A 26,108-nucleotide genomic window follows, 5' to 3' on the forward strand; every position below is an offset into this window, starting at 1 on the left:
CAATACGTCATTTAATAAGTAACCTATCTCGATTAGCCGAGGAGACGGAGGGCCGTCTGAGCCGAGCTGTTCGCCTGCGAAAGCATGGCGGTGCCGGCCTGGACCAAGGTGTTGTATCGAGCGAGTTGCGTCGATTCCTCGGCCACGTCGACGTCGGTGATCCGACTGTTGGCGGCTTCAAGATTGGACTTATTGACGGAGACCAGTTCCGAAGCGAAACCGAGGCGGCTTTGCTCAGCACCGTTTTCGGCGCGGAACGTAGCGACGTTCTGGATCGCGGTGGTGATGTCGGACAGGTTGATGTCACCGAGGTCGGTCACCGAAGTAGCGGTGAGCGCACCCACACCGGTGCCGGTGCTGGTGAGATCGCGGCCGGCCATCGATACCGAGGCGGAGGTCTGATCTTCAGTCGTGTTGACGGTCAAAGAGCTGGAGCCGAAGAGGCTGACGCTGTTGAACTTTTCGCCAGCGACCGCGGTCAACTGCGTCTGCAGAGCGGTGAACTCCTTGTCGTAGTTGGCGAGGTCGGAGCTGTTCTTGGTCGGATCGGAGTAGAGCGTCTTGAGCTCGGACATACGATCCAGGACCTTACCAGCGACCTTGAGGGCGCCATCCTGAGTCTGCAGGAAGGAAACGGCGTTACCGATGTTGGTCTGCACGGCGCCGGAACGTTTCGCGGCGGCGGAGAGCTTCATCGACACGGCGAGACCGCCGGCATCGTCAGAAGGGTTGACGATCTTCGAGCCACTCGAGAGCCGGTTGAGGCTCTTTTGCAGCATTGAGGTGGACGCGGCGAGGTTGTTGGAGGCCTGAGCCGCCGCGGTGTTGGTGTTAATTACCACTGCCATGGTATTATCTTTCCTTGATGTATTGCGACGTCCGTCGTCGCCACGGGCCCGTTGGAGAACAGCGCGGACCGCGCCGGTTGGTGCAAGTGCACCAAAGGATCACCCTGCGAGTGGGTTGCTGGCTGCTAGTGGATAGCCAAGGAACGATGGAGAGAGCCTGCCCCGCGGGCCGGTCGGGACCAATCGACGATGGCCCGCGTGGCGGGGACCGGTTTGGAGAACCGATCCCATCAGGATCAGGAAGCGCCTAAGCTGCTTTAGCTCTGGAGCAATCGGAGGGCGGTTTGCGCGCTCTGATTGGCCTGAGACAGCATGGCGGTGCCCGCCTGGACGAGGGTGTTCCATCGTGCCAATTGGGTCGACTCTTCCGCGACGTCCACGTCGACGATGCGGGAGGAGGCGGCCTCAAGGTTGGCCTTGTTGACGGTCAGCAATTCCTGCGCAAATCCGAGTCGGCTTTGCTCCGCACCATTCTCAGCGCGGAAGGTCGACACGTTTTGCAGGGCCGTCGTGAGATCGGACAAGGTCACATCACCCAGATCGGTCACCGAGGAGGCGACGAGGACGCCGACACCCGTCGCAGTGCTGGACAGGTCGCGGGCCGCGATCGTGGTGGTGTTGGTGCCATCTTCGGAAACAGCGACGGACAGAGCCGTGGTGCCGAAGACACTGTTGCTGTTGAATTTCTCCGTGGTGAGAGCCGTGAGCTGCGACTGCAGAGCGGTGAACTCCTTGTCGTAGTTGGCCAAATCGGAGGCGTTCTTGGTCGGGTCGGTGTAGAGCGTTTTAAGTTCGCCCATACGCTCGAGGACCTTACCGGCAACCTTGAGCACGCCGTCCTGCGTTTGCAGGAACGAGACGGTATTGCTGATGTTGATCGACGCAGCACCGGAGCGGCGGGCAGCGGCTGTGAGTTTCATGGACACAGCGAGGCCACCAGCATCATCGGCCGGAGAGACGATCTTGGAACCACTAGAGAGCCGGTTGAGGCTCTTTTGCAGCATGTTGTTCGAAGCGGCGAGATTGTTGGACGCAATCGAAGCCGCGGAGTTGGTGTTAATGACGACTGACATGGTTATCTTCCTTGATAAGTTGCCCTGTCCGTAGGGCGACGGACCGGAAGGAGGTGAAGTCCGGTCACTTCGGGCTCAGCGATTGCTGGGCTTGCCCCTGATTTACGGGCCAACGGGGCGCGGTCTTTAGCGCCGTTTTAAGCAAAATCGCATTTTTTCATTTCCGGCCCACTTCCCCCGCGCTTGTGGGCGATTCACCTCAAGTTTCCCCGCGCTGAGCCGATGGCGCACCTAACTCTCTTTTAATCCTATGGCCGGACTTCAACTTGCAGGACTCGCTTCGGGCTTCGACTGGAAATCTCTCGTCGACAGCCTCATGTCGCTCGAACGCGTGCCCATCCAACGCCTCGAGACGGAACAGGTGACCAACATCCGCCGCAACAACGCGCTCACCGAACTCGGCACCCGCCTCAAGGCTCTCAAGACCGCGAACAACGCGCTCAACGACAGCGACCTCTTCAACGCCCGCAGCGCCTCCTCCTCCACCAGCGACTCCACCTGGGACCCCGCCGTCATCGCGGGCGCGACCACGGGCACGCACACCTTTAATGTCACCCGCCTCGCCACCGCCGCCTCCCAGCGCGGCGCCGCCGATGTCGCCGACGGCATCGCCGCCAGCACGGATGTTTCTGGCGTGACCCTCGCCGCCATGCCCACCGCCACCGCGGTGAGCGCCGGCACCTTCACCGTCAACGGCGCGCAGGTGACCATCGCGACCACCGACTCCCTGCAGGATGTCTTCGACGCCATCTCCACCGCCACCGGCGGCGACGTCACCGCGGCCTACGACAACGTCACCGATACCATCACCCTCTCCAGCGCCTCGGAGATCGTGCTCGGCGCCGCCAACGACACCTCCAACTTCCTGACCGTCGCCAAGCTCGCCAACAACGGCACCGGCACCGTCACCTCCAGCAACGGCCTCGGCACCGTCGACACCGACGCCGCCCTCGTCGACGCCCGCCTCAAATCCGCCATCACCGCGGTCGACGGCTCGGGCAACGGTTCCTTTTCCCTCAACGGCGTCGCCATCGACTACAACGTCAACGACGACTCCATCACCGACATCATCGCCCGCATCAACGCGTCCGACGCCGGCGTCACCGCCGCCTACGACTCCGCCGCCGACCGCATGACCCTCACCAATGATCGCACCGGCGACATCGGCCTCGGTCTCAGCGAATCCGCCGGCGGTCTGCTCGGCGCCCTCGGCCTCACCGCCGCCGCCGGCGGCAGCCTGCAACGCGGCGTGAACGCCGAGTTCACCATCGATGGTGGCAGCACCATCACCAGCACCAGCAACACGCTGACCGCCGACGTGCACGGCGTCACCGGTCTCGACCTCACCGTCGACAGCACCGGCAGCCAGGACATCAGCGTGAAGGCGAACACCACCGAGATGAAGAACGCCATCAACGAGTTCATCACCCGGTTTAACGCCGTCCAAAGCTACATCGATGACGCCACCCGCATCACCACCAGCTCCAGCGGCGTCTCCACCTCCACCCTCTCCTCCAACCGCGAGATCCAAGACTGGGCCCGCCAACTGCGCGGCTACGCCTTCTCCGAGATCTCCGGCGTCAGTGGGTCCATCACCCGCCTCGAGAAGCTCGGCATCGATTTTACTTCCAGCACCTCCTCGCTCTCCATCAGTGACGCGTCCAAACTCGACGACGCGCTCAACAACAACGCCGAGGACGTTGCCGCCTTTTTCACCACCGCCGACACCGGCTTCTTCGCCCGCTTCGACACCCTGCTCGACAATTACGTCGGCGACGACGGCAACGGCGGTTACCTCGAAGACCAACAGACCGCGCTCACCGACGCCAACAAGTCCATCGATCAACAAATCGAGGATGCCGAGCGCCGTCTTGAGCAACGCCGCGCCGTCCTCGAGGCTGGCTTCATCGCGATGGAACAAGCCCAGCAACAGCTCCAAACCATGGCGCAGCAAATCTCGTCCATCCCGAGCATCGCCCCCACGACCTCCTCGAAAAGCTAATCTCGCATGACCCGCCCCCGCCAGTCGCCGCTTCGCGCGGCCCTCGGTTATTCCGCCGCCGCCTTCGCCCTGCTCGCGAGCACCGGCTGCGAATCCGTTTCCGACCGCCTCGCCGTCGATCCACTCACGCCGTCCTACAAACCGACCAACGTCGCCGGCCCCGATTACCTGCCCATCGAGGTGCGCCGCGTCGCCGTCCTGCCCGTCTGGTCCGGCCAGCCGCTCGACGAACGCTCGCTCACCAACATCGAGCAAGCCTTCAACGTCGCCCTCACCCGCGCCGCCCGCTTCGAGGTCGTGCCCGTTTCGCGCGACAACCTGCGCGCCTGGGTGAAACACAGCAGCCTCGGCTCCACCGAAGCCCTGCCCGCCAACCTCTTCACCCAACTCCACGAACGCCTCGGCGCCGACGCCGTGCTCTTCGTCGACGTCACCTCCTACTCACCCTACCCGCCCCTCTCCGTCGGTCTGCGCACCCGCCTCATCCAGCTCGACAACGGTGCCCTGCTCTGGGCCACCGATGAACTGTTCGACGCCGCCCGCGCGGCCACCGCCGCTGGCGCCCGCCGCCACCATTTGCAGGGCGGCCCCGCCCCCGCCGACCTCAGCCCGACCGTTTTACAAAGCCCCGCCCGCTTCGTCGCCTACGCCGCCGATACGCTTGTGGGCACGATTCCCGCTAGGTGAGGGAATACCCCTTCCCTTACAGGTTTTTCACCTAAACTCCTCTCACCCTCGGGCCGATATCTTTTACAAACTCACATAGTCCTCTTCATCCGAAGGGGGCGACCTCACGAATCAACAGGACCAAACAAAATGATTCACTCCACGTCACCATCCAACCGCCCGTCTGTTCCTATCACGGACGAAGCTACGACTCGCAAAGCGCACGTCGCCAGCACGCCCGCAGAAGGAAAAGACCAGATCTATTCCGGCGCCTCGGCTCATATCAAAGCAGCCCTGGCCCGCCACCCGGAGATTCGCTCCGAAGTGGTCGAGCGCGCCCGCGTGCTCGTTGATGATCCGCAATATCCTCCCCGCGAAGTGATCGACTCGATCGCCCGCGAACTTCTCACCCGAGTTTCCGAAGAGGCTTAAGCCCTCCCTCCGTCCTATGATGCCCGCCGCCTACGCTCGTCAGTATCAGAACCAAGCTGTGCTCAGCGCCTCGCCCGGCCAGCTTGTCCTCATGCTCTACGATGGGACCCTGCGCTTCCTGCGCCAGGCCATCGACGGCTTCTCGCCGCAGCATGACGAGATCCAAAGCATCGCGGTCGTCCATACCGCGCTCGGCAAAGCCGGCGCCATCCTCGCGGAACTCCAATCCAATCTCGATCACGCCGCCGGCGGTGAATACGCCGCCAACCTTGATCGACTTTACGACTACTACCAACGCCGTCTGCACGAGGCCAACATCAAGAAAGATGTGGAAGCCATCCAGGAAGTGCTCCGTCTCGTGACCGAGCTCCGCGATGGTTGGGCCGAGATGCTCCGCCAGCAGGAAACGCCCGCGGTGCAAGTCGCCTAAGGTCACGGTTCGCCCTTCGTTCTACCGATGCCCGCCACCCCCGCTCAGCTGGTTCAGGATCTGGAAAGCCTGCTGGAACGTGCCCTCAGCCGTTCACAACGCGGGGCTTGGCAAGCCTCCCTCGAGACGATCAATCGGGCGGCGCAAATCCTGCCGCCCCTGCTCGCCCAACTTGGCCCGCACGACACCTCCTTGCGACGGTGCCAGGACCTGCTCGGACAGCTGCGTGAACGCTTCGTGCTCGCCCAAGAACGCACCCGCGAAGAACTCGACCAATTGCGCTACGCCCGCAATCGCCTGCGCCCCACGCGCAACGCCTATACCGACGCCGCCGCCGCCCACGCCAACCGCCGCTGCAGCCTCAGCGCGTAAGCAACCGGCACGCCCCAAAGGTAAACGTGGCCGTCCCCGACCGCGTCATCATTGCCGCTCGGTCACAACGCGCCAACGCGACATCGTGGCGCCATTCACTGCAACTTCCTCGCGTATCAGTTTTTGCCCTACAGATAGGGTTGGAATACGAAGATCAAATCGCCATCGCGTAACTCGACCGACGGCGTGGTATCGGCACGACGATCGTCCATTTTAAAACGGATGGTTTCTCCGTCGTCCGTCTTGCGCGTCAAAAACAGGCGAGGGTTGGCCAGCAATGGCACCGGACGCTCCCGCCAAAATCGCAGCAGGGTGAAGTCCGGCGGAAAGTAGTAGCGCCCTTCGTGGCCGCTTTCCACGCCGTGCCCGATCACGGTCACCAAAACGTAGCCATCCACCGGTTCATTTCGCACCGGCAGTTGTTCTTCTTCAGCCGCCCCCACCACGGTGAAGACCATGAGGAGAACGAAGAAAGAACGGAACGTTTTCATGGCGACGAGACCGGCACGGTGAACCTGAAACGCGAAAACCACCATCACTAGTTTTTCGCTCCGAAAGCCCGCCGAGGGCCGGCAACGTGCGCGGTATCACCGCCGAGGTGCGGAGATACCGTCTGCGGATAGTAGGGCGCGCAAGGTCGCAAATTCCGTATGGGGAAAATCGTATTGAACCCATCGCTCCTTGTATCCGCTGACCCCATACATGCGCTCGACCTCCGCCAGGGTCCGCAGCACCATCCCGCCAAATTCTACGGATTCAAAAGTAAACTCCCCGAGCAGGGTCCCGGCCGAATCGGGTCGATTCCCCCAAAGTTTATCAAACTCCAGCAACGTGAGCCGGTGGTGCCCCGGCGATTGTTTTCGAAGGATCCAACGATACTCCCCCGGTTCCTCCGCAAAGGAAAAGCTAACCTCTCCCGTCCCCCGCACCACCGCAATCGCGGCCCGAGCCAAATCCCCCAACGCGTCCGACAGATAGGACGCAGAAACCGCCACCGACTCTCCGTCATGATCAAGGACGGCCTCCGCCCATCCGGTCCCAACCAGCGTGTAGTGAAGGTTCGTCATCGCCTGTCGATATGCCGCCCCCGCCTGCTAGATTTCGATCTGATTCAGCAAAACGATCCGCACTTCGCTTTTCCGGCACTCGTCCAACACGGGGAAAAGGTCTCCCCATTTTGAGCCCTTGGCCGGAAAGACCACGACATATTCGATTTCCGCTCTCCGGACCTTCTCATTCAAGTAATCCGTGATCCGCTCTCGCGGCAGGTGCTCGTCCCCCACAAACGCCTCCCCATTCAATAGGGTGAACCGTTCGGCCTCCCGCACCCTCCAATACCCTTTCACTCCTGGCGGGGCTTCCCATGAGAATTGAATGGGAGCGAAATCCAGATCCGCCCGATTTGCGGTCGTGGCCCACCAGTAGAAAGCAGGCTGCCCAAACTCGCTTCGCGGGATCGCGCTCCGTCTAACGACGATCAACAGACTAATCGCGATAAGCGGCAGAGAGATCGCACCACCCCAAATCATGCGGCGGGACCGTGTTGTCATCATCTCCTGAAACATGCGGAGGACATCTCGTTCGGCCAGCAGAAGCGTCAGACCAGTCCGAACGGATCGCTGGAAGCCGCTCCATCTCAGAGCGCAGTAGGTTTTCCAAAACTCGAACTCCCACGAAAACCGCCAAAGCCGACATCACATGCCAAACGGCGCGCCCTTGTAGGGGAGCACTGGGATCACAGAGCCATCCCCCTGGCCGATCTTCGACTCGCTACTCGCTCAAGCACTCGCTTGCAGCGGCTCGTCTTCGGCCTCGGCCATCTCGTCGTCAAGGGACGGTTTGGAACCACCGGAATCCGGCGCACCATCGAGCCACAGCTGCGCGAGCTGGTAGGCCGATTGTTTCCAAATCGTCAGGCGGTTCTTTTCGTTAGGATAAACCGCCACCTCGCGGCACTGTTCGCTGTCCGCCCAGTGCACGACCGCCTTCAGGCAGTCGCGACCATCGGCCAACTCGAAGCACTGCACCGCCACCAAATCACCGGCCGGCGTGAGCTGCAGTCGGGCCAGACCCTGACGAAAATCGATCGCGCGCGAGGTCGGCCCCGGAATCGCGGCCGGATTCAGGCTTCGGATCATGTCTTCGACTTCAGAGAGAAAGGAGAGTGGACGCATGATGGGACGTTTCTCTCCATCGGCCGCCCCACCCGGAACTTTACGCAAAAATACAACTTGTTTTGCCCTTTCCACGCTCCCACCCGCCCGACTAGCTTTCCTCACCTTCCGGCATGCCCCTCGAGAGAATACTGGTCGTTGACGACGAACCGCTTATCCAACGCTCGCTCGGCGAGCTCCTGCGACGACGCAAATACCACGTCACGATCGCTGGCTCGATCCGTGAAGGCGAGGAGCAGCTGGCCAAAGAGGTGTTTGACCTCGTCATCCTCGACGTGCGCCTGCCCGACGGCGACGGCCAACACTTCCTCGAGCGTATCGTCGCCATGCCCGATCGCCCCTTGGTCACCATGATCACCGGCCACGGCACCATCGAACACGCCGTGACTTGCATGCGCATCGGCGCCTTCGACTACCTCATCAAACCCTTTTCCGCGTCGCAGATCGACGTCGTGCTCAACAAGTGCGCCTCCTTCATCCAGCTCCTGCGCGTCAACCGCTACCTCAATGAGCAGGAGCACACCGGCGGCGACGGGCTCGTCTTCGGCCGCAGCCCCACCATGGCGCGCCTCAAACAGCTCATCGGCCGCGTCGCCCCTTCCGATGTCACCGTGCTCGTCACCGGCGAAAACGGCACCGGTAAGGAAATGATCGCGCGCGAGCTCTACCGCCAGTCCAGCCGCCGCAACGAGCCCTACATCAAGGTCAACTGCGCCGCCCTCTCCGAAACACTCATCGAGAGTGAGCTCTTTGGCCACGAGCGCGGTGCCTTCACCGGTGCGACCACCCGCCGCGAGGGCCGTTTCGAACTCGCCCACAAAGGCACCCTGCTGCTCGACGAGGTCAGCGAGATTCCCCCTTCCCTGCAGGCCAAACTCCTGCGCGTCCTCCAGGAACGTGAATTTGAACGCGTTGGCGGCACCAAGACCATCAAGGTCAACGTGCGCATCCTCGCCACCTCCAACCGCCACCTCGAACGCTCCGTCGAGCGCGGTGAATTTCGCTCCGACCTCTACTACCGTCTTAATGTCTTCCCCGTAAACGTCCCGCCCCTGCGCGAACGCCCCGAAGACATCGAAGCCCTCGCCAGCGAATTCCTCACCCGTTTCGCCAAACGCCACCGCCTCGCCCTGCCCGGCTTCACCGAACAAGCCACCCGCGCCCTTGAGACCTACCCCTGGCCCGGCAACGTGCGCGAACTGCAGAATACGATCGAGCGCGCCGTCATCCTGGGGGAGGAAGGTCGCCCCATTTCCAGCGCTCAGCTCAACCTGCCCACGCTGCCCCCGTCCATTTTCCCCACGGCCCACGTCGCGCCACAGCCCGAACCGACCGCTGCGCCCGTGCCCACCGGCCCCCGCGGTGCCCCGCAACCGGAACCGCCCCCCATGTCCATGGGCACCGGCCAAATGCCGCCACCGCCGCCGCCGCCTCCCGCCGAGGAGGCCATGATTCCGCCCGCCGCCTTTGCCGAGCCCGCCCCCCCGCCGGCTCAGCCCCCGGCGCCCGCGCCCGAACCACCCTCCATGGCCGAAGAGCCTCCGCTCACCGAATCCGAGTCGCTCCCCGGAGCCGACCCCGCCACCGGCATGGCCCCCGATGCGCCCGTGCCGCTGCACGAGATGGAAAAACGCGCCATCATCGACACCCTGCGCGCCACCGGCGGCAACCGCACCAAGGCGGCCGACCAATTGCAGATCTCCATCCGCACCCTGCGCAACAAGATCGCGGATTACCGCAAGCAGGGCGAAGTCATCCCCGGCGACGACTGAGCGGGATTCGGGATACGGGATACCCGATACGAGATACGGGATTCGGGATTCGGGATACGGGATACGGGATATGGGATATGGGATAAAGAGCCCGCCGCTGTAGCCGGGGTCGGTGACCCCGGTCCCTCGCGCCCGCGCCCCCAGAGCGTGCGTATTCACATCCAGACGCCCCACCCACGCGCCCGAATCCCGCATCCCCGCATCCCGCATCCCCGCGTCCCGCGTCCCGCATCCCGCATCCCCCCATCACGCCGTTTTTCCCGGAGAAAATACCGACCCGCTCTGCTTTTTCCCTAAATTCCCCCTCAGGTGGCCGATAACAACAAGGCTTACATTAAACCTCTGAAATGCCGCCTTATGCCACTCGTCGAATCAATCAGTGACGCCGTTTTCCAGGACACCCTGTCCCGCGCGGTGCAAGATGTCTTCAGCACCATGCTCGGCAAATCTGCCGTCCTTCGCGAAAGCAAGCAGGAGCTGATTCACGCCGAACAAGTCGATGCGCTCGAACTCAAAGGAGCTCAAATCGTCGGCACCGTCGGCTTTATCGGTGAAATCACCGGTCTCATTTATCTCTACCTGGAAATCCCCTTCGCCGAAGAGGTCTCCTGCGGCCTGCTCGACATGGAGCCCGCCGAACTCGCCGAGTGCGAAGACGAGGTGGTCAACGACGCCATCGGCGAACTGACCAACATGACCGTCGGCGCCTTTAAGAACCAACTCTGCGACGTCGGCTTCCCCTGTAAGCTCACCATCCCCTCCATCCTCCGCGGCAGCAACTTCACCATCGAGCCCGTGCGCTCCGCTGCCCGCCGGATCTACCACTTCGATGTCGGCGGTCACACCCTCGTGGCCGACCTCCTGATGAAACAGGGCGAATAATCTCCTCCAACCCTCTGCTCCCAGCACACCATGCGCTATAAAGTCCTCACCGTAGACGACTCCAAGACCGTCCGCATCATCGTCAAGAAGGCCTTCAAGTCCTACGACTGCGAAATTATCGAGGCCGCCAACGGCGTCGAGGGTCTCGCCGCCGCGGCCAAAGAACAGCCCGACGTCATCCTCCTCGACATCACCATGCCCGTCATGGACGGCGTCGAGATGCTGACCAAGCTCAAGGCCGACCCGCAAACCAAGGCCATCCCGGTCGTCATGCTCACCGCTGAAGGTGGCCGCGACAACGTGCTGAAGATCGCCAAGATCGGCATCCGCGACTACATCGTGAAGCCCTTCAAGGAAGACGTGCTCATCGAGAAGATCGGCCGCATCATCGACCTCAAGCCGCTCTCCGACACGCCCACCAAGGCCAAGTCCATTTTCGATCCGGCCAACATCCTCGTCGTCGAGGACAAGCCTGCCATCATCCAGCAGATCACCGAGGGCCTCAAGCAGACCCCCTGGCAGATCACCGGCTGCCACACCACCGGCGAGGCCATCGACTTCTGCGGCCGCACCGTGCCGGACCTCATCATCATCTCCCTCTCCCTGCCCGAAGAGTCCGCCTACACCCTCTTCCGCCTGCTTCGCACCCAGGTGAAGACCAAGTATACGCCCATCTTCGGCCTCACGGTGAAGACCGATGTCGCCGCCCAAAACCAAGCCCAACAGGTCGGTTTCAGCGCCATCGTCACCAAGCCGCTCGATGTGAACGAACTCGAGTCCAAGATCGCCAAGGCGATGAACCTCGACACCTCGCAGCGCTATTTCGCCCAGGACGGTGACTTCTTCGTCATGCGCCTCCCGGAACAGACCGGCCAGGCCGCCATCCACGAGGTCAACACCTACCTCAAGCCCAAGATCTCCGACGCCGTCGACGCCGGTATCGGCAAGGCCGTCATCGACCTCTCCGAGCTCAAGCGCCTCGACATGAACGTCATCAAACTGCTCGTCAGTGCCATGAGCACCTGCCGTGACCTCGGCCTCCAGTATTCCATGGTCGGCTCCGGCCCCATCGTGCAGGAGTGCAAGGGCTTCGAAGACACCCGCAACTGGCAGTTTCACGACTCGCTCGAAGACGCCAAAGCCGCCATCGACAAGTCCCTGCCGGTCGGCGCCTGAGGCGTCCTCCCACGCTCATCCCCCTTTGGTGAAACCGGCTCCGTCCCACGCGACGGATTCCGGTCGATCACCACCCTGCGAGTCCCGCATTCCGACCTCAAAAACCGGAGTGCGGGCCTTTGATTAAACCACCTCAGTTCTGTTTCCGTCCGCTGTGTGATCGTCCAGTCACCGTGGACTACGTGGAAACACCCTCTTAAGGCCGCGCCCCCGCGGTCCGATGCTATTGTTTGGAAACCGGATCAACCACTTGAAGCCCACGACCCAAACTGCCGCCCATGATTTTACGACCTTCCCCCTCACGGAAGTCGCCCGCGCCTCTGCGCGTGGCATGGCGTGCGTTAATGGTCTCAGCCTGTGCGTTGACTCCCTCGGTCGCCTCGGCTCACCAGAGCTCCCCGCGCCGCACTGTCGTCCACTCGCCCGCTCCCGCAACCCATCCCTATTTGGCGTTGCTGGTGCCCACACCATTACGTTTCGCCGCTCCCGAACGCCCGCCGGTGACGCTCAAAATCGAACCGCTTCCCGAAGTCCAGACCGAGGAAGCCGACGAGATTGCCGAAGCCACCCGCGCCGCCGCTGCCGTGTCCAACGCCAGCATCTTCGGGGACTTCAGCGACTTTAACTTCGCCGTTCCTAACACCTCCGATCTCGACCGCGCCTTCGACACCATCGATCCCGCCAAAGTCGATTCCGTATCCGATATCACCGAAAACACCGAAAGCGACGCCAACGCCGTGCCGCAGGGGCCCCCGCCCATCATCCTCTCGGATGACTACCTGAACGAGCCGCGTGCCGAAGACATCATGCCGTTCTTCCGTCTGCCCTCGGTGCCTTCCAAAGCGACCTACCGCAAACAATGACCGCCCGCTCCCGTCTCGTGCTCTTCCTACTCTCTGCCTCGTGCCTCCTCGGGCGCCTGGCTGCGGCGGAGCCGAGTCACGGGCACGGCGAGTCGCCGGTCGCCCCGGACCCTCACCACGTGGAGGCCGCGCCGCTTCACGCTGCAGAGCCCCCCCACCACGGCGACACCAACGCCAACGCCGTCGTTACCGCCGACCCGCACCACGCGGCCGCACCGGCTCACGGCGAAACCCACGCCCCGGCACCCGCCCAGCACCAGCCGGACGCCCACGGCTCCGCCGCCGCCGATTCCCATGCGACCGGCAACGGCCACGGCGCCGTGGCAGATTCTCACGCGGCCACCGCCGCCCACCAACCGGCCGCAGCGCACGGCTCGGCTTCGGGCCATCATGCCGAAGTCGACGAACACGGCATCGCCACCGCGCCCGACAATCCCGCCCTCCTTTCCGGTGCCCCGCTTGAGAGCCTCATGCGCCTCGGCGAAAGTCAGGCCGCGACCGGCGATCACGAGGGCGCCATTACCGCCTATTTCCAAGTTCTGGAAAACCATGCCCCCGACGACATGGAAGTGCAGGCCCTCATCGGCCTGAGCCAAGCCTACCAAGCCCTCGGCGAACGCACCCGCGCCGTCGCCATCCTCGAACGCCTCATCAAAGACCACCCGGGCTCCCCCCACACCGCCAAAGCCCTGCTCGACGCCGGTCGCCTGCACCGCGCCCTCGGCGCCGACCGCTTGGCCATGTCGCGATTTTACGCCGTTCTCCAAGCCACCCTGCGCATCCCCGACAACACCTGGGTCGATCGCTACCGCCAGCTCGCCCGCACCGCCCAATACGAAATCGCCGAGACCCACCTGCGCGCCGGCCGCTACGAAGAAGCCGAGCGCTACTTCACCCGCTTCAGCCTCCTGGAACTCGCCGACGCCGACAAAGCCCTCGGCGCCTTCAAGGTCATCGAAGCCCGCTCCGCCGCCGGTCGCCACGAGGCCGTCGTCAACGCCGTCAACCGATTCGTCGATCAATACCCGAACAACCAACACGTGCCCGCCGCGCTCTACGCCGCCACCACCGCCCTGCGCGAACTCGGTCGTGCCGACGACGCCCTGCAACAGACCTTCCAACTCCTCCAAGCCTCCACCGAGGAGCAATCCGGCGACCCCAACGCCTGGGCCTACTGGCAACGCCGCACCGGCAACGAGTTGGCAAATACCTTTTTCCAACGCGGCGAGTTCGCCCACGCCCGCCAGATCTACGATACCCTCGCCAGCCTCGACGACGACCCCGCCTGGCGCCTCCCGGCCAATTACCAGGCCGCCCTCTGCCGCGAACGCCTCGGTCTCACCGAAGAGGCCATCGCGATGTATCACAACATCGTCGCGAGCGTCACCGACGACTCTCCGGCCGGCATCCAGGAAATCGGCCAAATGGCCTCCTGGCGCATCACCCATCTCGAAGACCTCGAACGGGAACGGTCCGACATTAGCCTTCTCATCAGTTCGCTTCCCCCAGAAGCTACCACCGCTGCGACGACCCCATGAACCCGAACCTTTCCGAATTTGCCGCCACCTGCGACGAAGCCTACGCGCTTCACCTCGCTGAAAACCGCGCCCTCAAAGCCGGCAGCCACGCCGAGAACGCCTCGCTGCGCGAGCGCCGCGAAACCCTCCTGGAGCGCCTCAACACCGTGCTCCCCGCCCTGCAGGAATACCGCCCCAACCACCTCACCTCCGACGCCCGCGCCGAGGTCGCCCGTCTCCGCGAGCGCATCCTGCAGACCCTCCACCTTTCCCGCGAAAACGAACAACTCCTCCTGCGCGGCAGCCTCCAGCGCCCCCAACCCACCGTCGCGCCGAAGCCGCCCCCCGCCTCCACCGCCGCCCGCGCCTACGGGGCCTGAGGCGGGATACGCGATGCGGGATTCGGGATTCGGGATACAGGATCCGCGATAGAACTCCCGCCTCGCCCATCACAACCCGCATCACGCATCACGTTACGCGCATCCCGCATCTCGCATCTCGCATCTCGCATCGCATCGCATCGCGCGAAAAAGAATTCGACAACCCCGCTCCACCTCGCCTCCCTCTGCACACCATGGCCCAGTCCGAAGTCAAATTCGTCCGCAAGTCCGACTTCCTCGTCGATATCGTCGCCGTTGGCGCGTTCTTCTGCCTCTTCGCCTTCCGCTGGCTGCCCAGCCACGTGCCGTCGAACGACCCGGTGATGATCAACCTCTGGTCCATCGGCACCGCCGCCTGCATGTCCGGCACCTTCTGGCTCGCCCTCTGGATGCTGCGCATGGTCGCCCGCTACCAGAAGGTCCTCAACAGCCGCAGCTGATTCTGCGCCTGATCGCCTCCTGGCGTCAGACCTCGGAGGGTTTTAACTTTCACCGCGTCGCCACGCGGCTTTGATTTGCGTCGTGGCTGTCCCCGCTCGCCCCTCCTCTCTCCCCCGCACCACCTCCGCCGTCGAGGACTACCTCGAGCGGATCAGTGAACTCATCCAGACCAAGGGTTACGCCCGCGTCGTGGACATCGCGGCCGAGCTCAAGATTTCCCAAGCGAGTGTCTCCACGATGGTCCAGCGCCTCGATGCCGAGGGCCTCGTGAAATACGAAAAATACCGCGGCATGGTGCTCACCGAAACCGGCCAGGCCGTCGCCGCCCACATCGCCCACCGCCACGAGCTGCTCACCCAGTTCCTTGGCCTGCTCGGCCTCGACGCCGACGTCATTTCCCACGATGTGGAAGGCATGGAACATCACGTGAGCCCCGAGACGTTCGCCGCCCTCGGCCGCCTCACCGCCCACCTCGAAGCCCACCCCGACCTCGTAGCGAAACTCCGCCAACCCGAGTAGGTCATCACGGCGCCCCATCCTCCGAATTTTTACAGGAGGAAACCCTCCAAAGGCGGGCGAGCAGAGGAAAACGAAGGAAAACTCCGTATGATGTGGGTCGGGCTTTACGCCCGACAACCTCGTAGGAGCGACTCGGTGCCCTCTATGCTCCTTCCTTACCTTCGTTGCCTTCTGTAAAATCCGTTCCGGTGCGTAGCCGGTAGGCGACTTGTGCGCCGAAGCCTTGGCGGAGGCGTAAGCCATCCGTGTCCACTTGTCCGCCATAGCTCGTAGAGCGACGGAGGATCCGTGGTTAAAAACTCAGGCTGAAGGCCCTGCCTCATCGCCGGCCGCGCTTACCTCACCGCCTCCGTCGGACGGCTTACTCCGCCGCTTCCGCTTGCTTCTTCTCCACGCGTCGCGCCGCCACGATGGCGATCCAGTAGAGTGCATACAACGACCCCGCCAGGATCGACTGGTTGATCGGATCCGGCGTCGGCGTGACGATCGCCGCCACCACAAAGCACAGCACCAGCGAGTGCCGCCACCAACTGCGCAGCTTATCACTGGTCACCAATCCGAGGTAGACCAACAACACGATCAGCAGCGGAAATTCAAACGCCGCGCCCACGCCGAGGCACAGCCAGATCAAGGTCCCGTAATACGAACCCGGCGTCCATCGCATGGTGAAGCCAAACAACTCGTTGAGCCCGATCGACACCTTCATCGTTCCCGGCACCAGCAGGAAGAAACTGAACGCCACCCCGAGCAGGAAGAGCACAAACGCCGCTGCACAGCCCGGCGTCACCAGTTTCAACTCTTTCTCATGCAGCGCCGGGGCGACGAACTGCCCGACAAAAAACAAAATGAACGGCGCCGAGAGCACCAGGCCGCCGATGAAGCACATCTGGATCACCACCGTAAAACTCTCCATCACGCTCACCGTGCCCAGATCCAGTTGGATCGCGTCACTCTCCTGCTGCACCCACTCCAGCGGCAGCATCAGCACGTGGTTAAATTCCTTCAGGAACACGCCCACCAGCACCGCACACACCGTGAACGCGATCGCGCTCTTCACCAGCGTCCAGCGCAACTCCTCCAAATGCTCGAAGAACCCCATCGGCTTCTCACGTGCAGAGACCGCGGCATCATCATCCGGATCAATCAAGGTGGCGGGATCTTCGTCAGAGCGAGGCATGGAGGGCGGTCAAAAACGGGAACCCCGGATCCTGCCGGAATCAAGCCCCAGAGGAAGCGTAGAATGCGTCGAGTTGTGACCTCGCATCGACCGACGGGTTTGCTGCCGCCGCCACCTCACGCCCGCTTCGGTCCTTCCTGGTGTCGCCGCCGGTATTCGCCCGGCGTGATCAGCGTGATGCGTTTAAAGACCACACTCATGTATTCAACGTGCTCAAACCCCGCCAGCTCCGCGATGCGCTTCAACGGATACTCCGTCTCCACCAACAGCTGTTTGATGCGCTCCACCTGCACCCGCCGAATCTCCGCCTGCGGCGACCGCCCGAAGAACTTGCGAAACTTCTTCTCCAACTGACTCCGCGACGCCGCCGCATGCCGCAGCACCTGGTCCACCGTGAGCCCGGAACACGCGTGCTCGCGAATGTAGCTCAACGCCGCCGCCACGTTGCGGTCATTCACCGCCAACACGTCACTCGACTGCCGCGCCACCACTCCGCGCGGATCGATCCGCACCTCCGCCGACGCTACGTCTCCCCCCGTCATGAGCTGATCCAACAACTCCGCCGCCCGAAAGCCCGACTGGAACGGATCCGTCGCCACACTCGACAGCGGCGGAAACGACAACTCGCAGCGAATCGCATCATTGTTGGCCCCGAGCACCGCCACTTCCTCCGGCACCAACAAATCGGCCGCCTGACACGCCGCCATCATCTGCAGCGCCTGCATGTCGTTGCAGCACATCACCCCCACCGGCTTCGGCAACCCCTTCACCCAATCCGCCAAAGCCTTGGTCTGCGCCTCATCCCAGGTCGGCGTCAGGTCGCCCGGATAGTCGACCTCAAACACCTCACAACGCACCCCCGCCAGCCGCGTCGCCTCCACAAATCCATCGCGCCGCTCCGCCGCCCAGCCGTGGTTGGAAAACCCTGCAAAGGCCACCTGCCGAAAACCGCGCTCGATAAAATGCTCCGCCCCCAGATGCCCCAGCGCCCGATTGTCCGGCCGAATCTTCGGCACATCCGGATACGGCTCCGTATCACTCAAATCCACCAACGGGATCTTCAGCCGCCGACATTCCTCCACCATCTCCGGCGTCGTATGCCGGCTGATCACGCCCGACCACGGCTTGCTGCGCAGCCAGCGCAGATCGGTCTTGGCTTTCGCCTCGTCGTCCAAATACGCCTGCCACGGCTGATGCGAACGCTCGTAGTGGGCCACGCCCCGCAACATAGGGGTGCACTCCTCGTGGAACATCATAAAAACCAGCAAAACCTGCGGACGCATACATCGATTTGCCACAGCTCGCCGTCCGAGGAAATAAGAAATATTTCTCAGCTGAGCGGAGGGGCATCCGCCCCCACACTCGTGTGCTGACGCAAAATATATCCGCCACCTAAGTAGCCTTGAGAATTACCTCCGGCCTCCCTCCGGCCGAGTAAAAGCAAGAGCCGACCGCGTCCCTCGAAATCCTTCAACCTGGGTGGTGTGTGGTATTTGTGGCTGAGATACGAGTGGAGCGGTCGGCTTTGTCACTTACATCGACACAGACCCACCTCCCCTGAAGAGGTTCACGCCTTTTTTCACTCGCGCCACGTGAAGGCATGACAGAGCGCCACGCCCGCCGCATCGGCCTCGTCGGGCGCCAGCGTGCGCCCATGCCCCAGCAGGCTCATGACCGTGCCTGCCATCTGCTCCTTGCTCGCCCGACCGATGCCCACCACCGCCTGCTTCACCCGCAGCGGCGGATACTCAAACACCGGCAACTCTCGCAACGCCGCCGCTGTGATCGCCGCCCCGCGCGCCGCGCCCAGAATCTGCGCGGTCTGAAAATTCTGCACGTAAATCGTCTGCTCCAGCGCCACGTGCCGCACCTGAAAATCCTTCAGGAAGCGCTCCACCGAGCGGTGAATCTCCGCCAGCGCGTCCGGCATCGGCACCTTCGGACTGATCTTCACCGTCTCGCAGCGCAGCATCACCGGCTGCCGTCCGCCGCCGTTAAACTCGATCAACGCCAAACCCGTCCCCCGCAACGACGGGTCGACCCCCAACACCTGCCCGGCAAAAGGTGTGCGTTGCATATTCGGCAGCGCCCGCGGCGTCGCCCCCGCCCGGGCTGGCCGCGCCGAAGCCGCCGGCACCTCTTTGCCTGCCAGTTTCGCCGCCCACATATCTCGCACCGTCATTCGCGCCATATCAGTTCAGAACCTTTGAACCACGAATGCGCTCCGATGCACACGATTTTTCCCCCGATCCCATCTGTGTTTATCTGTGTCCACTTGTGCGCCTTCGGAGCATCCGTGGTTAAAAAAAAGTCCTCCCGACTCGCCTCAAAACAACAGCTTCATCCCCGCCAGTGCGCTCGCCCACAAGGCCAGGTTTTCGAACAGCCGCTGATCGATCTTCGGCAGGATCTTGCGCCCGATCAACGCCCCCACGAACACCGCCGGCGCCAGCAGCAGGTTACCCTTCGCGCTCTCCCACGTGATCAGCTCCAGGTTCACCATAAACGGCACCTTGAAGCAGTTGATCAGAAAGAAGAACACCGCCCCCGTGCCCATAAATTCCATCTTCGGCAGCCGCATCGATAGCAGGTAAATCGCCATCAGCGGCCCCGCCGCGTTCGCCACCAGCGTCGTGACCCCCGCCATCACCCCGATGAAGGCCGCAAACGCATAACCCATCTCCACCTCCTCGCCGCCCGGGCCCTTCGCCGTCGCTTTACTCCGCCGCCGCCACAGGTGAATCGCGACCATGACAATCACGATGCCGCCGATCAACAAACTCGCCTGCCGATTATCGATCCGCCCCATCGCCAGCCAACCACCGAGGATGCCCAGCCCCGCCCATGGGAACAGCCGCCCCAAATGCTGCCACTGCGTGTGAGCCCGGTAGGACTTCACCGCCACCACGTCGCCACAGATCAACAAGGGCAGCACGAAGCCACTCGATGCTTTGGCCGCTTCCGGAAACACGAAGTTCGCAAACAACACCACCGACACCATGCCCAGCCCGCCAATCGCGGTTTTCGACAACCCGATGAACATCGCGGCCGTCAACGCCATCACCCACTGCCATGGTTCCAAATGCATATGCGCTAGGCCTTAGAGACCACATCGCCGCTCACCACAACCCAACACGTCATCGTTCAACGCAACCCACCCGACCTTCCCGGTTTCCCGCTTCCCGCCAATTGCGCTCCACCTACGCTGCACTCCACCCATGAGTGCCCCCGCCCCCGCCCCTCGCACCGCCCGCCTCCTCTTCGTCGCCTGCTGCACCGCGCTCGCCTGCACCGCCGCACAACCCTCCACCCCCACACCCCCGCCGCTCGTCTACGACGTCGAAGACACCGGCGCCCACTTCCCCGCGCCCCCGCTCCCCGCCTTCGCCGACCTGCCCGTCGTCCATCCCCTGCCCGATCCTTTCGCTTGGTCCGACGGCAGCGGCCGCTCCACCGACTTCGCCGACTGGGCCCGCCGCCGCGCCGAAATCAAAGCCGAACTCGAGCACTACGAGATCGGCGCCAAACCCGCCCGCCCCGCCGACATCACCGCCAGCTACGCCGACGGCACCCTCACCGTCCACGTCACCGCCAACGGCGAAACTCTCACCCTCACCGCCGCCATCACCCTGCCCGCGGGCGATGGTCCCTTCCCCGCCATCATCGGCATCTTTCGCCCGACCGGCAGCCTGCCGCCCGAAATCTTCTCCGCACGCAACGTAGCCCAGATCGGCTTCGATTTCACGCAGGTGATGTCGCACACCCAGACCCGCGGCGAAGAACCGATCAACCGCCTCTACCCCGACCAAATCGAGATGGGCGCCTACGCCGCATGGCCCTGGGGCGTCAGTCGCATCATCGACGGCCTCGAACTCGTTCAGGACCAACTCCCCATCGACCTCTCCCGCCTCGCCGTCAGCGGCTGTTCCTTTGCCGGCAAAATGGCTCTCTTCGCCGGCGCCCTCGACGAACGCATCGCCCTCACCATCGCCCAGGAACCCGGTGGCGGCGGCGCCGCCGCCTGGCGTGTCTCCGAAACCCTCGGTGAAGTCGAAAAACTCGGCCGCACCAACTACGCCTGGTTCAAAGAGAGCATGCGCCAGTTCTCCGGCGCCGCCGTTTCCCGCCATCCCATCGACCACCACGAACTGATGGCCCTCGTCGCCCCCCGCGCCCTCTTCGTGCTCGGCAACACCGACTACGAATGGCTCGCCGAAGAATCTGGCTACGTCTCCCTCCGCGCCGCCCAACGCGTCTGGGACACCTTCGGCATCTCCGATCGTTTTGGCTTCTCCATCGTCGGTGGTCACCCACACTGCCAGGTGCCCGAAAGCCAACACCCCGAGGTCGCCGCCTTCGTCGACAAATTCCTCCTCGGTATCGAAACCGCGGATACGACCATCGCCCGCCACCCCTTCCCCGACGTCGACGCCGCCGCCTGGACCGCCTGGTGGGGCACCGACACGCCGACCTTCACGCCCCGCGACGGTGAACACACCCTCACCCTCGAAGCCGAGTCCGGCACCATCGGCGCCGATTGGACCGCCGCCCATGATCCCCAAGCCTCCGGCGGCGCCTACGTGACCCCGGTCGACGGTGCCGCCAGTCCCGAAGCCGCACCGACCGGCAGCGATGGTTTCATCACGCTCAACTTCGCCATCGAGCACCCCGGTCACTACGCCATCCTCGCCCACCTCGACTGCCCGTCGTGGGAAGCGGATTCAGTTTGGGTCCAGCTCGACGACGAAACCTTCTACAAACGCGACGGCCTCGGCACGACCGGCTGGGGTTGGCAAACGCTCAAAAGCTACGACCTCACCGCCGGCGACCACACCCTCAAGATCGGCTACCGCGAACCCGGCCTGAAACTCGACCAAATCCGCCTCTCCACCATCCCCTTCGCCCCCGAGCCTAACTTGTAGCAACAAGGGCTGCCGCTCACGGCACGCCGCCCTGCCCCTCGGCCATCCGTGCCGATCCGTGCGATCCGTGGCTAAAAACCCAGCCCCCCTAGCACGACGCAACGCGCCCGCCCAACTTCACTCTGCCGCTCCAAACGACCCGTCGCGCACCGTAAACACCTGCCATCGGCCCAGCGACTCATCCGGTGCCGTCGTGCCTGTCGCGATGACCTGCGCCTCCTTCGGCACCGCACTCCAAAACCGATCCCGCCGCACGGGATCCAATTCGCCCAACACGTCATCCGCCAACAACACCGGCTGCACCTGCCGCTTGGCCCGAAACCACGCCGCCTGCGCCAACCGCAACGACAACACCAACGCCCGCTGCTGCCCTTCCGACGCAAAACTCTTCGCCTCCCGGTCGTGGAGCAGAAAATCAAAGTCGTCCCGATGCGGCCCGTTCGCCGTCGACCGCAGCGCCAGATCACGCCGCCGCCCCGCCGCCCACTTTTCCAGCAAGGCCTCCGCCGACTCCACCTCTACGTCCGCCGCGTAACCAAAGCCCGCAGGCTCCGCCCGATCCGCAATGTGCGCGTAGGCTTCGGTCAGGTCATGCGCCAGCGCCGCCAACGCCTCCCGCCGCGCCCGCACCAACACCACGCCGTGCTCCGCCATCACCTGTTCAAACGCCGCCAACTGCGCCACCGGCGCGTCCTGCTTGAGTAGCGCGTTCCGCTCCGTCAGCGCGCGGTGATAAGCCTGCAGCGCTTTAAAATAACCACCGTCCGTCGCCGAAAGCGTCAGATCCAACCACCGCCGCCGTCCGCCCGGTGACCCGCGCACCAGCTGCTGATCCTGCGACGAAAACACCACCGTCGGAAAACGCCCGATCACCTCCGCCAACCGCGACACCTTGGTCGCCTCCAACCACGCCTCCTTCGCCCCGGGCTTTAATTTGATCGTGAGCTGCGTCTCGCCCTCCACCTCATGCTCCATGTCCACCGCGATTGCCGCCTCGTTGCCGCCGTGCGAGATGAGTGTCTTCACATCGGCCGACCGAAACGACCGCAGCGCCGTGATGAAGCCCGCCGCCTCCAACAGGTTGGTTTTCCCCTGCCCATTGCTGCCCACCAAAAAGTGCAGCCGCCCCTCCAACTCGAGCGCCGCCCCGCCGATGTTCCGAAACTGCTGAACCGCAATCCGTCGAATCTGCATCAGACTGAAAAGGGACGCGTTTCAACCACAGCGGGACACCGACTCACCCGGAAAAAATCTCCGCCGACCTGCTTCCTGCCTCCCAACCATCTGTGTCCATCTGTGTTCATCTGTGGTTAAAAAACAACTACACCGACACCACGTTGCTCGGCGGTTTCAGTTCATCCGCGACCGCCACCAGCGCATCGGCCAGCTTCTGCCAATCCCCCGGCACCGTATCCCAACCCGCGCTGATCCGGATCACCCGCCGCGCCTCCTCCGGCGCCACGCCCATGCCTGCCAACACATGCGACGGCGCTTCCTTGCCGCTCGCACAGGCCGACCCGGTCGACACCTGCACGTCGTGCTTGTCGAGCTTCGCCACCCAGCGGTGATTCTCCGCATACGGCATCACCAACGCGACCGTGTTCCACAGCCGCTCCACCACCGGCGCGAGCACTCGCACGCCCTCCAGTCGCCGTGTGATCTCCGCCTCAAACGCCTGCCGCGTGCGCACGCGATCGTCCTCCAGCAACACCTTCGATTGCTCCGCTTCCGCCAACGCCGCCACCATCGCCGCGATGCCCGGAAAGTCCTCCGTGCCGCCTCGCTGACCGCGCTCCTGCGCGCCCCCGCGCCGCACACTAAAACCATTCTCCGCCGCCGGTCGCAGCAGGAAACCCACGCTCTTCGGGCCGCCAAACTTGTGCGCCGAGCCGATCACCCAGTCCGCCTCCGCCAAGCCGCCCGCCGCCAGTTTGCCCAGCCACTGCGTCGCGTCACACACCAGCATCGCCCCCGCCGCGCGACACTTGCGCGCGACCTCCGCCCACGGCTGCAAAAACCCCACTTCGTTATTGGCCGCCATCAACACGATCACCTTCACGCCCGCCGCCAGCGCTTGGTCCACGCGCTCCAGCGCCACCGTGCCGCCAAAGGTCCCCGGAAGACGCACCACGCGCTCCGACTCAAAATAACTCCCCACCGCCGCCAGCACCGCCGGATGCTCCGTCACGCTCACACCGATCCGCGCGTCCAACGGCAACTGCTCCGACAAGTGCTGCATGATCGCATGCGCGCCTTCCGTCGCCCCACCGGTGAACACGATGCGCTCCGCCTCACAATCGAGCAGCACCGCCAGCTTCTCCCGCGCCGCCTGCAAACGCAGCCCCACCCGCACGCCCGCACGATGCGGACTCGAGGCGTTTTGCCACGCCTCATCCTGCGCAGCGACCCAAGCTTCCCGGGCCACCCGCACCATCGGCGACGTCGCGTTGTAATCAAAATACGGCACAGCCGCCCACCGTGCGAGCGACCTGCCCGCCAATCAAGCCCCGGACTCCCACTTCTTACTTCCTACTTCAAACTTCTTACTTCTCCGCCCCCGGCATCTCCGTCCGATACGTCTCCCAGCCCTCCAGCAGCGCGTGCACCACCTTGCTGCCCACGCGGTGCGCCGCGTCCAGCGACGGAAAATACGCCGAATACCCCGGACCCAACTTTTCGCCACTCAGGCTCTCCGCCGCATCCCCACCCGGCCACTGCATCGAAAAATTGCTCGCCGTGCGCAGCACCAGCAACCGCTTCACATCCACCTTCCCGGCCCGGTCCAGCCAGGACAACGAGTTGTAGGTGCCCGTGTCTTCCATCGCGCTGGTCACAAACTCGCCCTGCCCCTCGGTGTAATAGTCGACCCACTTGTTGGCCCACTCATTCAGGATCTCTCCGTGCCAGTAAGTCATCGCCGCCAACTGGTCGCCCTTCAGCACGAAGGGCGGCCGCTGCGCCACCGGATACCCTTCATACAGCGCCCGCTTGTTCGCCATCGCCTCGGTATCCATCAGCTCCGTGTCCTTGGTGAGCTGATACGCCCACTCCACCAACGACGGCACCAACCGAAACACCTGCCCCTCACTGCCATCCACCGGCTGCTGATACGGCCGCGCCTTGCGCAGCGGAATGTAACCCGTCTCCCAGCCCTCCGGCACCTCGCGAAAATCGATCTCATGGCCCAGGTCGCCATCGACCAACCACTCCGCCCACGCCGCCGAGCCCAGCGACATGTCCGTCGGATCCACGCCCGAAATCCCCGCCACCAGCCAATACGCCTCGGTCAAATCAAAGCGCGGATCCAGCCCCAGCGCCATGATCGTCGCCGCACTCTTCGCCGTGCCCACGCCCGTCACCACCCCCAGCAACTCCCCGTTCGGCGTGCTGCGCAGGTCCCGATAACCCTGCGGAAACGGAATCACCTCCGTGAGCCCCTCGCGCTCCACCCAATACTGAAACTCGCCCGGCCGATCTCCGGTATCCTCGCCGGCCTCAAACATGGCCACCACGACCACCTTCACCTTGATCGGCTCCTCCGCCGCCAAACCACCCACCGTCAAACCCAACAGCACCGAGCAAAGAGAAAACAAACGCATCCCGCCACCAGAGCACACCCCATGCCCCACTAAAAGCCCTTTCCACCCCCTCAACGACCGCCCGCCTCTCATCCCACTTGTCACCTAATAGGTGACACTTTTTTCGCCCCCACTCCTATTCTACCCACTCTTTTCATCCTGTTATTACGCTACTTACCTCGTTCACCACCCGATCCGCCACCCAATTTTGTCACCTAATGGGTGACAACTTTCTCTCGCCGGGAGAGTGATACGTGGGGCGAGGCGGGGCGGTGGCGGGGCCCGGCGCGCTCGGCCGTCGACGTTGCCTGCTTGCACCGAGGCTTGACCGACGCTCACTCGGCTCGCGATCCTCCGCGCCTTTATGAGCACTGAAAACTCCGCCTCCGAAGTCGCCGTTATCTCCACCAGCTACGGTGACATGACTCTTTCCTTCTGGCCCGACGTCGCGCCGAAGACCGTCGAAAACTTCAAGAAGCTCGCCCGCGAGGGTTTCTACGACGGCACCGCCTTCCACCGCATCATCAAGGGTTTCATGATCCAAGGTGGCTGCCCCAACACCAAGGAAGGCGCCTCCGGCATGCCCGGCACCGGCGACCCCGGCTACAAGGTGAAGGCCGAGTTTAATGACAAGCACCACGCCCGCGGCGTCATCTCCATGGCCCGCGCCGCTCACCCGGACAGCGCCGGTTGCCAATTCTTCATCTGCCACGGTGAAGCCGGCTTCCTCGATCGCCAATACACCGCCTTCGGCCAACTGACCGCCGGCGACAGCGTCCTCGAGCAGATCGCCACCGTTCCCACCAAACACGGCGGCGGCGGCGAAAAGAGCACCCCGGTCGAGCGCGTCGAGGTGAAGTCCATCAAGATCGTCGAGGCCTAAA

28 protein-coding genes are annotated in these 26,108 nt (G+C 63.6%); 15 read left to right on the forward strand and 13 right to left on the reverse strand.

Annotation, left to right across the window (positions count from 1 at the left end; genetic code table 11):
* Positions 1-32: 32 nt before the first annotated feature.
* Positions 33-848, reverse strand: coding sequence for a flagellin (locus tag K1X11_RS07875; RefSeq protein ID WP_221029986.1), 816 nt, complete (start codon positions 846-848; stop codon positions 33-35).
* A 257-nt stretch (positions 849-1,105) separates the two neighbouring features.
* Positions 1,106-1,921 (reverse strand): flagellin, encoded by an 816-nt coding sequence (locus K1X11_RS07880; RefSeq protein WP_221029985.1) that lies wholly within the window; start codon positions 1,919-1,921, stop codon positions 1,106-1,108.
* Between the two features lie 250 nt (positions 1,922-2,171).
* Between K1X11_RS07880 and fliD the strand changes: the two genes are divergently transcribed.
* The 5 genes from fliD (at position 2,172) to K1X11_RS07905 (ending at position 5,823) form a co-directional block, all read left to right on the forward strand.
* Positions 2,172-3,923 (forward strand): flagellar filament capping protein FliD, encoded by a 1,752-nt coding sequence (gene fliD, locus K1X11_RS07885; protein ID WP_221029984.1) that lies wholly within the window; start codon positions 2,172-2,174, stop codon positions 3,921-3,923.
* Between the two features lie 6 nt (positions 3,924-3,929).
* Positions 3,930-4,610, forward strand: coding sequence for a DUF799 domain-containing protein (locus K1X11_RS07890; RefSeq protein ID WP_221029983.1), 681 nt, complete (start codon positions 3,930-3,932; stop codon positions 4,608-4,610).
* Positions 4,611-4,739: 129 nt separating this feature from the next.
* Positions 4,740-5,021: a hypothetical protein gene (locus K1X11_RS07895; RefSeq protein WP_221029982.1), complete on the forward strand. Its 282-nt coding sequence runs from the start codon at positions 4,740-4,742 to the stop codon at positions 5,019-5,021.
* 16 nt (positions 5,022-5,037) lie between these two features.
* Positions 5,038-5,451: a flagellar export chaperone FliS gene (gene fliS, locus K1X11_RS07900; protein WP_221029981.1), complete on the forward strand. Its 414-nt coding sequence runs from the start codon at positions 5,038-5,040 to the stop codon at positions 5,449-5,451.
* Positions 5,452-5,478: 27 nt separating this feature from the next.
* A complete protein-coding gene (locus K1X11_RS07905) occupies positions 5,479-5,823 on the forward strand; it encodes a hypothetical protein (protein WP_221029980.1) in 345 nt (114 codons plus the stop codon).
* A 128-nt stretch (positions 5,824-5,951) separates the two neighbouring features.
* On the opposite strand, the gene K1X11_RS07910 is transcribed toward K1X11_RS07905, so the two are convergent.
* The 4 genes from K1X11_RS07910 to K1X11_RS07925 all read right to left on the reverse strand — a co-directional run bounded on the left by K1X11_RS07910 (position 5,952) and on the right by K1X11_RS07925 (position 7,997).
* The gene (locus K1X11_RS07910; protein ID WP_221029979.1) at positions 5,952-6,314 is read right to left on the reverse strand and encodes a hypothetical protein; all 363 of its coding nucleotides are present in this window, start codon (positions 6,312-6,314) and stop codon (positions 5,952-5,954) included.
* Between the two features lie 96 nt (positions 6,315-6,410).
* The gene (locus K1X11_RS07915; RefSeq protein WP_221029978.1) at positions 6,411-6,890 is read right to left on the reverse strand and encodes a hypothetical protein; all 480 of its coding nucleotides are present in this window, start codon (positions 6,888-6,890) and stop codon (positions 6,411-6,413) included.
* 27 nt (positions 6,891-6,917) lie between these two features.
* Positions 6,918-7,388, reverse strand: a complete 471-nt coding sequence (locus K1X11_RS07920) for a hypothetical protein (protein ID WP_221029977.1) — start codon at positions 7,386-7,388, stop codon at positions 6,918-6,920.
* 213 nt (positions 7,389-7,601) lie between these two features.
* Complete coding sequence (locus tag K1X11_RS07925; protein ID WP_221029976.1) at positions 7,602-7,997, reverse strand: hypothetical protein; 396 nt, start codon at positions 7,995-7,997, stop codon at positions 7,602-7,604.
* Between the two features lie 113 nt (positions 7,998-8,110).
* Here K1X11_RS07925 and K1X11_RS07930 point away from each other — a divergent pair, with 113 nt between their 5' ends.
* From K1X11_RS07930 to mntR, 8 genes are all read left to right on the forward strand, one after another.
* Entirely contained in the window at positions 8,111-9,769 is a 1,659-nt protein-coding gene (locus tag K1X11_RS07930) for a sigma-54-dependent transcriptional regulator (protein WP_221029975.1), read from the forward strand.
* A 357-nt stretch (positions 9,770-10,126) separates the two neighbouring features.
* Entirely contained in the window at positions 10,127-10,651 is a 525-nt protein-coding gene (locus K1X11_RS07935; RefSeq protein WP_221029974.1) for a chemotaxis protein CheX, read from the forward strand.
* A 30-nt stretch (positions 10,652-10,681) separates the two neighbouring features.
* Positions 10,682-11,827 (forward strand): response regulator, encoded by a 1,146-nt coding sequence (locus tag K1X11_RS07940; RefSeq protein ID WP_221029973.1) that lies wholly within the window; start codon positions 10,682-10,684, stop codon positions 11,825-11,827.
* Positions 11,828-12,285: 458 nt separating this feature from the next.
* A complete protein-coding gene (locus tag K1X11_RS07945) occupies positions 12,286-12,690 on the forward strand; it encodes a hypothetical protein (RefSeq protein WP_221029972.1) in 405 nt (134 codons plus the stop codon).
* On the forward strand, positions 12,687-14,228 hold the full coding sequence (locus K1X11_RS07950; protein WP_221029971.1) for a tetratricopeptide repeat protein: 1,542 nt from the start codon (positions 12,687-12,689) through the stop codon (positions 14,226-14,228). Before K1X11_RS07945 ends, K1X11_RS07950 begins: the two co-directional genes overlap by 4 nt.
* Positions 14,225-14,587, forward strand: coding sequence for a hypothetical protein (locus K1X11_RS07955; protein WP_221029970.1), 363 nt, complete (start codon positions 14,225-14,227; stop codon positions 14,585-14,587). Before K1X11_RS07950 ends, K1X11_RS07955 begins: the two co-directional genes overlap by 4 nt.
* A gap of 194 nt (positions 14,588-14,781) precedes the next feature.
* Complete coding sequence (locus K1X11_RS07960; RefSeq protein ID WP_221029969.1) at positions 14,782-15,027, forward strand: hypothetical protein; 246 nt, start codon at positions 14,782-14,784, stop codon at positions 15,025-15,027.
* Between the two features lie 82 nt (positions 15,028-15,109).
* Positions 15,110-15,547 (forward strand): transcriptional regulator MntR, encoded by a 438-nt coding sequence (gene mntR / locus K1X11_RS07965; RefSeq protein ID WP_221029968.1) that lies wholly within the window; start codon positions 15,110-15,112, stop codon positions 15,545-15,547.
* Positions 15,548-15,908: 361 nt separating this feature from the next.
* Here the strand turns inward: mntR and tatC are convergent, their stop codons facing one another.
* The 4 genes from tatC to K1X11_RS07985 all read right to left on the reverse strand — a co-directional run bounded on the left by tatC (position 15,909) and on the right by K1X11_RS07985 (position 19,785).
* Positions 15,909-16,724 (reverse strand): twin-arginine translocase subunit TatC, encoded by an 816-nt coding sequence (gene tatC / locus K1X11_RS07970; protein ID WP_221029967.1) that lies wholly within the window; start codon positions 16,722-16,724, stop codon positions 15,909-15,911.
* A 116-nt stretch (positions 16,725-16,840) separates the two neighbouring features.
* Positions 16,841-17,980 (reverse strand): XylR family transcriptional regulator, encoded by a 1,140-nt coding sequence (locus K1X11_RS07975; protein ID WP_225919317.1) that lies wholly within the window; start codon positions 17,978-17,980, stop codon positions 16,841-16,843.
* A gap of 323 nt (positions 17,981-18,303) precedes the next feature.
* Positions 18,304-18,801: a crossover junction endodeoxyribonuclease RuvC gene (locus tag K1X11_RS07980; RefSeq protein WP_225919316.1), complete on the reverse strand. Its 498-nt coding sequence runs from the start codon at positions 18,799-18,801 to the stop codon at positions 18,304-18,306.
* A gap of 249 nt (positions 18,802-19,050) precedes the next feature.
* Positions 19,051-19,785 carry a sulfite exporter TauE/SafE family protein gene (locus K1X11_RS07985; RefSeq protein WP_324726139.1) on the reverse strand — a complete coding sequence of 245 codons (735 nt, stop codon included), beginning with the start codon at positions 19,783-19,785 and terminating at the stop codon, positions 19,051-19,053.
* Between the two features lie 157 nt (positions 19,786-19,942).
* On the opposite strand from K1X11_RS07985, the gene K1X11_RS07990 reads away from it, so the two are divergent.
* Positions 19,943-21,646, forward strand: a complete 1,704-nt coding sequence (locus K1X11_RS07990) for a glucuronyl esterase domain-containing protein (protein WP_221029963.1) — start codon at positions 19,943-19,945, stop codon at positions 21,644-21,646.
* A gap of 117 nt (positions 21,647-21,763) precedes the next feature.
* On the opposite strand, the gene recF is transcribed toward K1X11_RS07990, so the two are convergent.
* From recF to K1X11_RS08005, 3 genes are all read right to left on the reverse strand, one after another.
* Entirely contained in the window at positions 21,764-22,840 is a 1,077-nt protein-coding gene (gene recF, locus K1X11_RS07995) for a DNA replication/repair protein RecF (protein ID WP_221029962.1), read from the reverse strand.
* A gap of 127 nt (positions 22,841-22,967) precedes the next feature.
* The gene (locus tag K1X11_RS08000; protein ID WP_221029961.1) at positions 22,968-24,113 is read right to left on the reverse strand and encodes a cysteine desulfurase family protein; all 1,146 of its coding nucleotides are present in this window, start codon (positions 24,111-24,113) and stop codon (positions 22,968-22,970) included.
* A gap of 76 nt (positions 24,114-24,189) precedes the next feature.
* On the reverse strand, positions 24,190-25,245 hold the full coding sequence (locus K1X11_RS08005) for a purine nucleoside permease (protein WP_221029960.1): 1,056 nt from the start codon (positions 25,243-25,245) through the stop codon (positions 24,190-24,192).
* A gap of 343 nt (positions 25,246-25,588) precedes the next feature.
* Between K1X11_RS08005 and K1X11_RS08010 the strand changes: the two genes are divergently transcribed.
* On the forward strand, positions 25,589-26,107 hold the full coding sequence (locus tag K1X11_RS08010; RefSeq protein ID WP_221029959.1) for a peptidylprolyl isomerase: 519 nt from the start codon (positions 25,589-25,591) through the stop codon (positions 26,105-26,107).
* Position 26,108: the final 1 nt, after the last annotated feature.

This window comes from Actomonas aquatica, assembly GCF_019679435.2.
GTDB lineage: Bacteria > Verrucomicrobiota > Verrucomicrobiia > Opitutales > Opitutaceae > Actomonas > Actomonas aquatica.

What these genes read in the sequence shown, in the direction of transcription:
- K1X11_RS07875 (WP_221029986.1), bottom strand. Translation starts at nt 848, where the DNA reads ATGGCAGTGGTAATTAACACCAACACCGCGGCGGCTCAGGCCTCCAAC.
- K1X11_RS07880 (WP_221029985.1), bottom strand. Translation starts at nt 1,921, where the DNA reads ATGTCAGTCGTCATTAACACCAACTCCGCGGCTTCGATTGCGTCCAAC.
- fliD (WP_221029984.1), top strand. Translation starts at nt 2,172, where the DNA reads ATGGCCGGACTTCAACTTGCAGGACTCGCTTCGGGCTTCGACTGGAAA.
- K1X11_RS07890 (WP_221029983.1), top strand. Translation starts at nt 3,930, where the DNA reads ATGACCCGCCCCCGCCAGTCGCCGCTTCGCGCGGCCCTCGGTTATTCC.
- K1X11_RS07895 (WP_221029982.1), top strand. Translation starts at nt 4,740, where the DNA reads ATGATTCACTCCACGTCACCATCCAACCGCCCGTCTGTTCCTATCACG.
- fliS (WP_221029981.1), top strand. Translation starts at nt 5,038, where the DNA reads ATGATGCCCGCCGCCTACGCTCGTCAGTATCAGAACCAAGCTGTGCTC.
- K1X11_RS07905 (WP_221029980.1), top strand. Translation starts at nt 5,479, where the DNA reads ATGCCCGCCACCCCCGCTCAGCTGGTTCAGGATCTGGAAAGCCTGCTG.
- K1X11_RS07910 (WP_221029979.1), bottom strand. Translation starts at nt 6,314, where the DNA reads ATGAAAACGTTCCGTTCTTTCTTCGTTCTCCTCATGGTCTTCACCGTG.
- K1X11_RS07915 (WP_221029978.1), bottom strand. Translation starts at nt 6,890, where the DNA reads ATGACGAACCTTCACTACACGCTGGTTGGGACCGGATGGGCGGAGGCC.
- K1X11_RS07920 (WP_221029977.1), bottom strand. Translation starts at nt 7,388, where the DNA reads ATGTTTCAGGAGATGATGACAACACGGTCCCGCCGCATGATTTGGGGT.
- K1X11_RS07925 (WP_221029976.1), bottom strand. Translation starts at nt 7,997, where the DNA reads ATGCGTCCACTCTCCTTTCTCTCTGAAGTCGAAGACATGATCCGAAGC.
- K1X11_RS07930 (WP_221029975.1), top strand. Translation starts at nt 8,111, where the DNA reads ATGCCCCTCGAGAGAATACTGGTCGTTGACGACGAACCGCTTATCCAA.
- K1X11_RS07935 (WP_221029974.1), top strand. Translation starts at nt 10,127, where the DNA reads ATGCCACTCGTCGAATCAATCAGTGACGCCGTTTTCCAGGACACCCTG.
- K1X11_RS07940 (WP_221029973.1), top strand. Translation starts at nt 10,682, where the DNA reads ATGCGCTATAAAGTCCTCACCGTAGACGACTCCAAGACCGTCCGCATC.
- K1X11_RS07950 (WP_221029971.1), top strand. Translation starts at nt 12,687, where the DNA reads ATGACCGCCCGCTCCCGTCTCGTGCTCTTCCTACTCTCTGCCTCGTGC.
- K1X11_RS07955 (WP_221029970.1), top strand. Translation starts at nt 14,225, where the DNA reads ATGAACCCGAACCTTTCCGAATTTGCCGCCACCTGCGACGAAGCCTAC.
- K1X11_RS07960 (WP_221029969.1), top strand. Translation starts at nt 14,782, where the DNA reads ATGGCCCAGTCCGAAGTCAAATTCGTCCGCAAGTCCGACTTCCTCGTC.
- tatC (WP_221029967.1), bottom strand. Translation starts at nt 16,724, where the DNA reads ATGCCTCGCTCTGACGAAGATCCCGCCACCTTGATTGATCCGGATGAT.
- K1X11_RS07975 (WP_225919317.1), bottom strand. Translation starts at nt 17,980, where the DNA reads ATGATGTTCCACGAGGAGTGCACCCCTATGTTGCGGGGCGTGGCCCAC.
- K1X11_RS07980 (WP_225919316.1), bottom strand. Translation starts at nt 18,801, where the DNA reads ATGCAACGCACACCTTTTGCCGGGCAGGTGTTGGGGGTCGACCCGTCG.
- K1X11_RS07985 (WP_324726139.1), bottom strand. Translation starts at nt 19,785, where the DNA reads ATGGCGTTGACGGCCGCGATGTTCATCGGGTTGTCGAAAACCGCGATT.
- K1X11_RS07990 (WP_221029963.1), top strand. Translation starts at nt 19,943, where the DNA reads ATGAGTGCCCCCGCCCCCGCCCCTCGCACCGCCCGCCTCCTCTTCGTC.
- recF (WP_221029962.1), bottom strand. Translation starts at nt 22,840, where the DNA reads ATGCAGATTCGACGGATTGCGGTTCAGCAGTTTCGGAACATCGGCGGG.
- K1X11_RS08005 (WP_221029960.1), bottom strand. Translation starts at nt 25,245, where the DNA reads ATGCGTTTGTTTTCTCTTTGCTCGGTGCTGTTGGGTTTGACGGTGGGT.
- K1X11_RS08010 (WP_221029959.1), top strand. Translation starts at nt 25,589, where the DNA reads ATGAGCACTGAAAACTCCGCCTCCGAAGTCGCCGTTATCTCCACCAGC.